The organism is Bifidobacterium mongoliense DSM 21395, from assembly GCF_000741285.1.
Classification (GTDB): Bacteria; Actinomycetota; Actinomycetes; order Actinomycetales; family Bifidobacteriaceae; genus Bifidobacterium; species Bifidobacterium mongoliense.
In genome coordinates, this window is the sequence record NZ_JGZE01000005.1 from 1 (window position 1) to 6,000 (window position 6,000).

7 protein-coding genes and 1 pseudogene are annotated in these 6,000 nt (G+C 58.7%); 3 read left to right on the forward strand and 5 right to left on the reverse strand.

The window, feature by feature from the left end:
• Positions 1–824, forward strand: a pseudogene (locus BMON_RS10330) (ISL3 family transposase); the annotation flags it as partial.
• A 96-nt stretch (positions 825–920) separates the two neighbouring features.
• Entirely contained in the window at positions 921–1,469 is a 549-nt protein-coding gene (locus BMON_RS03350; protein WP_033513755.1) for a hypothetical protein, read from the forward strand.
• 148 nt (positions 1,470–1,617) lie between these two features.
• On the opposite strand, the gene BMON_RS03355 is transcribed toward BMON_RS03350, so the two are convergent.
• The 5 genes from BMON_RS03355 to BMON_RS10340 all read right to left on the reverse strand — a co-directional run bounded on the left by BMON_RS03355 (position 1,618) and on the right by BMON_RS10340 (position 5,184).
• Positions 1,618–2,322 carry a Crp/Fnr family transcriptional regulator gene (locus BMON_RS03355; protein ID WP_051917849.1) on the reverse strand — a complete coding sequence of 235 codons (705 nt, stop codon included), beginning with the start codon at positions 2,320–2,322 and terminating at the stop codon, positions 1,618–1,620.
• Positions 2,323–2,407: 85 nt separating this feature from the next.
• Positions 2,408–2,992, reverse strand: a complete 585-nt coding sequence (locus BMON_RS03360) for a ferritin family protein (protein ID WP_033513754.1) — start codon at positions 2,990–2,992, stop codon at positions 2,408–2,410.
• Positions 2,992–3,222: a heavy-metal-associated domain-containing protein gene (locus BMON_RS03365; protein WP_033513753.1), complete on the reverse strand. Its 231-nt coding sequence runs from the start codon at positions 3,220–3,222 to the stop codon at positions 2,992–2,994. Before BMON_RS03365 ends, BMON_RS03360 begins: the two co-directional genes overlap by 1 nt.
• A 61-nt stretch (positions 3,223–3,283) precedes the next feature.
• Positions 3,284–4,351, reverse strand: a complete 1,068-nt coding sequence (locus BMON_RS10335; protein WP_237745310.1) for a heavy metal translocating P-type ATPase — start codon at positions 4,349–4,351, stop codon at positions 3,284–3,286.
• Entirely contained in the window at positions 4,348–5,184 is an 837-nt protein-coding gene (locus BMON_RS10340; RefSeq protein ID WP_237745311.1) for a P-type ATPase actuator domain-containing protein, read from the reverse strand. The genes BMON_RS10335 and BMON_RS10340 overlap by 4 nt, the downstream gene beginning before the upstream one ends.
• A 476-nt stretch (positions 5,185–5,660) precedes the next feature.
• On the opposite strand from BMON_RS10340, the gene BMON_RS03380 reads away from it, so the two are divergent.
• On the forward strand, positions 5,661–6,000 hold a 340-nt coding region (locus BMON_RS03380), incomplete at its 3' end, for an ISL3 family transposase (RefSeq protein WP_051917848.1).

Sequence of the window (6,000 nt, forward strand, 5' to 3'; positions counted from 1 at the left end):
GATCGTGGCGGTTCATCMGACATTATGGTGGACCAGGCCCGCCTGTACGGGGATGACACGGGCGTGGAGGCGATCGGCATCGACGGGACCAGCCGCAAAGGCCACCGGTACATCACCGTGGTCGCCGATCCGGCGGAGCGCAACGTGATCCGCGTGGTGCCCGGCAAGGACGCGAACACCGTCAAACGGTTCGCGTTGGATTTCATGGACCACAACGGTGACCCGAACCGGGTGGCACCGGTCACCTGCGACATGAGCCCGGGGTTCGCCCAGGGCATCCGCGGACACCTGCCCAACGCCGCCAAGGTGATCGACAAGTTCCATGTGATCAAGCACGCCAACGAGGCCGTCGACAAGGTCCGCAAGACGCAGGCCGGGCGCAACCCCCTGCTCAGGCGCACGGAATACCCGTGGCTGCGCAACGAGGAGGGCCCGACCGGGCTCCAGCTGGAGACCCAAGCATAACCTGCAGGAACAACGGGTCAGGACCGGACGCGCCTGCCGGATGCGCGGGACCCTCCAGGACATCCACGCCACCAGCACGAGCCGGATGCGGGCCGAAGCCGGGTTCCGGACATGGTGCTCGTGGATGATGCACTCCCGTCTGGAACCCATGAAAACCCTCGCCCGCCGGATCCGTCGTCACTGGCGGGACATCCTCACGTATTTCGACCACCGGTGCACCAACGCGATCCTCGAGGGATTGAACGGCATCATCCAACACATCAAAACCCGAGCCCGCGGCCTTGCGCAACATGGACCACTTCTCCACGATGATCCACCTGACCTGCGGCAAGCTCGACCTGGCCACCGTCACCATATAACCAGCCCCACCCACACCAAACAGCGAAAGGCCGAAAAATGTGCAGGCACACGTATGGTCTCGGCCGTTGAGATCGGTTCTCGTCGATGGAAGGTTTATGTGCGTTCACCCGCTGGTTGCGTGGGAGCAGATGGCGGAGTGGATATCACTCGAGGAGCTGGTGGTGCTCGGTGATTCGCTGATGCGTCGTCAGCGCAGTTTCGTTCCAGGGGGTGTGCGGAGATTTGAGGAAATTCTCGAAACTGACCTGAATTTTCGCGGTCGAAAGGCGTGCATGAAGGCCGTGTCGATGCCCCGTTCCGGAACGGATTCCTCGCAGGAGACCAGGCTCCGTCTGCTGATGGAACGTCACGGATTGACGGGTGCGGTTGTCAATATGAAGACGTGTGATCCGGTGAGTGGCAAGGTCTCTTATTTTGACATCGCCTATCCGCAGTACGGCTTTGCGTTCGAATATCACGGTCGGCAACACGGCCTTCATGAGACGTGGACGCACGATATCGATAAAGTGAGGTTTCTTTTTCGTCAGAATATGTATGTGTTCGGGGTGAAGGCAGAAGATACGAAAAATGAACGCAAGATGAATGAGCTTCTCGCCACAATCTTCACTCAGATCTCGGCGCCCCGGCTCGTCGGGGATGAGTGAACTCAGACTCTACCTGCACATCTGACACTTTTTTCAGATGTGCAGGTAGTCAGAAATGTCGGCTTAGGTCTTGTGTCACAACGGGTTAAACGTTTCCTTCGTGTACCTGCACATCTGAACTTTTCGTCAGATGTGCAGGTAGAGGGCGTCAGATATCTTCCAGCTCATCCTGGTTGAGAATCTGAATCTCGCGCCGCCGCCGTGCAATGAGCCCATCGTCCTCCAGCACCTTCAGCTTGCGCGACAGTGTCTCGGGTGTGGTGCCGAGAAGGTGCGCCAGCTCTTTCATGCGGATCGGAAGGCTGAAACGCAACGAGCCTGACGCCTTGGCGATATCGAGGAGATAGGTGGCCAGGCGCTCCTCCACACGGTCCATGCCGAGGAACCCGTTGAGCTGCTCCAACGAGACGAGCTTCGCGGCGTTGAGCTCCAGCAACCGAACACTGAGGAGGGGCTGCTCAAGAAGTACTTTGTGGAAGGCGGAGTGGGAGAGAAGGCACACTTCAGTGGTTTCAAGGGCCTGTCCGTAGAGAGAGTCGTTGGGTTGACCGAGCAGCCACGCCTCGCCTTCGTACCCGCCGGGCTTCTGCACGCGGAGCAGTTGTTCGCGCCCGCTGCGGCTCATGCGGTAGACCTTCATGGAGCCTCTGGCAACGATGAGAAGCTTCAGCTCGTCGCCGGGCATGAACACCTGATCGCCCTTTTCGAAGATGCGGTGATGCAGTTGGCTGTCGATGAAGTCCTGGTCGTTTTGCGGCAGTTCGGAGAAGAGCGGCACAAGTCCGGCGCAGCGGTGGTCGTGTGTGGGGCTTACGTGATGTGCATGACTCGGATCTTTAACCGTCTTATCCATGTTTTCCACGATACCCATCCTTTCACCACTCTGCTGCGCCGGCCAGTTCACCCTCGGCTCATTCATTTACCTGTTTGCTGACGGCTCACTCGTCGTCATCGTCGTCATCATCATCGACTTCCTTATACAGACCGTCGGTCGGATCGTTGCCGAGGAAGAGCTGCGCCTCGAGAATCTGCTGCTTGGCCCAGAAGCGGAAGTCGCTTAGAACCGAGCTAAGCGCGGTCTTACCTTCGTTATCCGCCAGGGCAATGGCCTTGCCGACGAAGATGAGCTGCCAGTCGAAGTCGTGAATGAGGTCGGTCAGCTGATCCTCGCCCGCTGCGTATTTGCGTACCGGGTCCTCGGTGAGCTTGCCGTATTCATTGAGCTGTTCAGTCGTGGTCGGCACCATCTCGTTGTCGCTGACCAGCACCGAGTCGAGGCGTTCAATCGTTTCCGTCTCAACGGCGATCCACTGTGCGGCGTGCTGCTCGAGGAAGAGGCGTGTGGTGCCCTTCGCGAACAACTTCGCTTGACGAATCTTGAGGATGTCGAGGAAGAGATTCGAGATGATGTGGCCGGTCATCGCGCCAGCGGTGGGGGTGTGGTGGTCCTTGTCGGATTGCGCGGCTTCCTGCTCGTAGCGTTCCTGTGGGGTGAGGGGCTGTGCGCTCGTGGTGTTTGTCATTATTTCTGCTCCTTTACTGTTACTTTTTCTACTGAATAACCCAGCTCGCTGATGACGTTGGCGAGAGTCTGTGCGTCGGTCGCGTTCTCGTCGAAGGCTGCCTTGACCTTGCCTGCGTTGAAGAGCACGTTGACCTCTCCGACGCCGTTTTGCTTTGTTAATGCCGTTTGGATGGTGGTGAGGCAGGACGGGCATGTCATCCCGTTGACCTTCAGAATTGCTTTCTGCATGATGTCCTCTTTTCCGTACGTTTCCGTACTTGTTTCCTTGTGATTTTTACTTTAAGTGCGGCTAGTTCTTTCGCACTTGACCTCCGTCAAGTTTTTTGCGAAGCAGACGAAGCGCGTTGACAACCACGATGAGAATGCTCGCCTCGTGGACCAACATGCCCGATGCCATATAGATGAATCCGGCGAAGAGACCGATGAAGAGGAAGAGCACGGTCGCCAGCGCGATGCCGATGTTCTCGCGTGTGTTCGCAACCGTCGAGCGTGCGATGGAGTAGGCGGTGGGCAGCTTGGAGATGTCGGAGTTGAGAAGCACCACATCCGAGATTTCGACGGCCGTCGCGGTGCCGTTGCCCATGGCGATGCCGAGATCCGCGGCCACCAGAGCCGGGCTGTCGTTGATTCCGTCACCGACGAAGGCCACCTTACGTCCTTGGGTTTGCAGTTGCTTGATGAAGTCCGCCTTGTCTTGTGGGAGGAGGCCTCCGTGCGCTTCGTCCAAGCCAAGTTCTCCGGCGATGGCGTCGACGGTTGCTTGTCCATCTCCCGAAAGCATGACGAGATGCTTGATGCCACGTTCTCTCAGTTGGGAGAGTGCGGTAATGGTAGTTGGGCGCAGTGCGTCACCGATTCCTGCGATGATGCGCAGTTGGCCATCCACTGCCACGTACACCAGCGAAAGCCCTTGGTGCTTCCACTCGTTAGTGTCGTTGTCGCCGGTGGTGAGGGCGATGTTCTCGGCGGCCAGTAGCGCTTCGTTTCCGATGGCGACGTGGTGCCCTTCGACGCTTGCGACGATTCCCTTGCCGGCGATGACATGGGTTTCCGAGACTGCCGGGAGGTTCGCGATGTCGATGGAGTGTGTGGTGCGTGCATATTCGACGATGGCGGCGGCCAATGGGTGAGAGGATTCGCGTTCGGCGCTGGCGGCGAGATGCCAGGCGAGGACGTCCTCCGAAAGCGTCTGTGCGTGCACCACCGCGGGGTGACCGGTGGTGAGGGTGCCGGTCTTATCGAAGACGACGGTATCCACCTCACTGAGCGACTGCAGCATTTGCGCGCCCTTTGCCAGCACGCCGTGCCGTGCGCCGAGACCGATACCTGCGACGTTGGAAACCGGAACTCCGATCACCAACGCACCAGGCAACCCAGCACGAGGATGGTAATGGCGAGGCGGACGTCTTGGGTGACGATGCCAACGATGAGCGCGATGAGCAGTACGACGGGCGTGTAGTACTTGGAGAAGCGATCGATAAAACGCTGGGCGCCGGTCTTGGAATCCTCGGCCTCTTCTACGAGTTCGAGAATCTTTCCGAAGACGGTGTCCTCGCCCACCTTGGTGGCCTGCACCACAATGGTTCCGTCGGTGAGATTGGTGCCGGCGAATACCTCGTCGCTACCCTCCGCGCTTTTATGGCGGGGGAGCGGCTCGCCGGTGACGCTTGCCTCGTCAAGATGACCATCGCCGAAAACAATGCGGCCATCTACCGGTACTTGACTTCCCGTTTTCACCAGGAGGTAGTCGTCCTCGTCGATTTCGTCCACATCCACCTCTTCGGCGTTGCGATCGGTGGGGGACTCCACGCGCCAGGCCGTCTGCGGCGCGAGTTCCGTAAGCTCCTTGATGGCCGAGCGCGTCTTGGCGAGAGTCGCATCTTCAATGACTTCACCCAGCAGGAAGAGCCATGTGACGATTCCCGCCTCGCTGAACTCGCCGATGATGAGTGCGCCGATGACCGCCACACTCACCAACAGCTCAATGGAGACGACTTTGAACTTCAACGAGTTGATGGCCTTGATAATCAGCGGTACAAGTCCTATCACGCCAACCGCTCCATACAGCCAGTTGGAGATGAATCCGAGGCCGAACGCGTATTGAAGCAGGAGTGCGGCGGCGACGAAAACCGTCATGCCGATGACTATGGTGCGTTTATTGTTTGCGAAAAACTTCTGTAGGGTTAACATCTTTTCTCCTTTGTTCTGCCTTTAAACCTAGGAGGGCAGAGAGCAGGAGAAGTTGACCGCAGTCAAGAATCGGAAAATTACCGAGAAATATTTGGGAACCGCCTGTGGGCGAGCGTCGGATTACTGATGGTGACGTATCTTTTCCCAGCCGTGGCCTGCGGGAGAAATCCATACGAGGCCCGCGATGACAACGAGAGTGGCCACTGCCCGGAATGCCCCGCCTGCTCCGGTGAATGCGTTCGCAAGCAGGTGCGTGGCGAGGGGTGTGAGCCCATAGATCACGATGAGACTGGCAGCGATCAGTGAGATTCCAAGGAGATAGCCCTTCTGATCAAAGCTCACCTGTGCGCGCACGATCTGGATGGCGAGGAAAATAAGGCACAGCGCCACGAAAGGAACGCTGAAATACAGGCTTTTCGCTGTTTGGTGTGGGTGGGCTGGTCGGGTGGAGGTGGCTGGTCGGGTGGTTTGGGGGTATGGATGCCACGTTGTTGTTCACCGCCGCCTTGCAGTTGCCTGATCCCTGGAGGGTTTCGGGTGTGGAGTTGCGTGACGGGGAGGGCGGCGGACGCGAATCGCACATCACGATCGGATTCGAGCCCGGCTCGCGTTTTTCTTGCCCGCATGCGGAGTGCGGGCGGGAGGCGTGCCCGATGCATGATGTCAGCAACCGGGTGTGGCGGCACTTGAACTTCTTCCGGTACCAGGCGTTCATCCACGCGGGCGTGCCGCGCGTATCATGCCCCGAGCACGGCGTGCGTGCGGTGCCGGTGCCCGGTGGGYYCGGTGGATGTCGATACTTGTTTAACCTGCGTT

Excerpts from the sequence above, each read along its gene's own strand:
- BMON_RS03350 (WP_033513755.1), top strand. The coding sequence starts at position 921 with ATGTGCGTTCACCCGCTGGTTGCGTGGGAGCAGATGGCGGAGTGGATA.
- BMON_RS10340 (WP_237745311.1), bottom strand. The coding sequence starts at position 5,184 with ATGTTAACCCTACAGAAGTTTTTCGCAAACAATAAACGCACCATAGTC.
- BMON_RS03365 (WP_033513753.1), bottom strand. The coding sequence starts at position 3,222 with ATGCAGAAAGCAATTCTGAAGGTCAACGGGATGACATGCCCGTCCTGC.
- BMON_RS03355 (WP_051917849.1), bottom strand. The coding sequence starts at position 2,322 with ATGGATAAGACGGTTAAAGATCCGAGTCATGCACATCACGTAAGCCCC.
- BMON_RS03360 (WP_033513754.1), bottom strand. The coding sequence starts at position 2,992 with ATGACAAACACCACGAGCGCACAGCCCCTCACCCCACAGGAACGCTAC.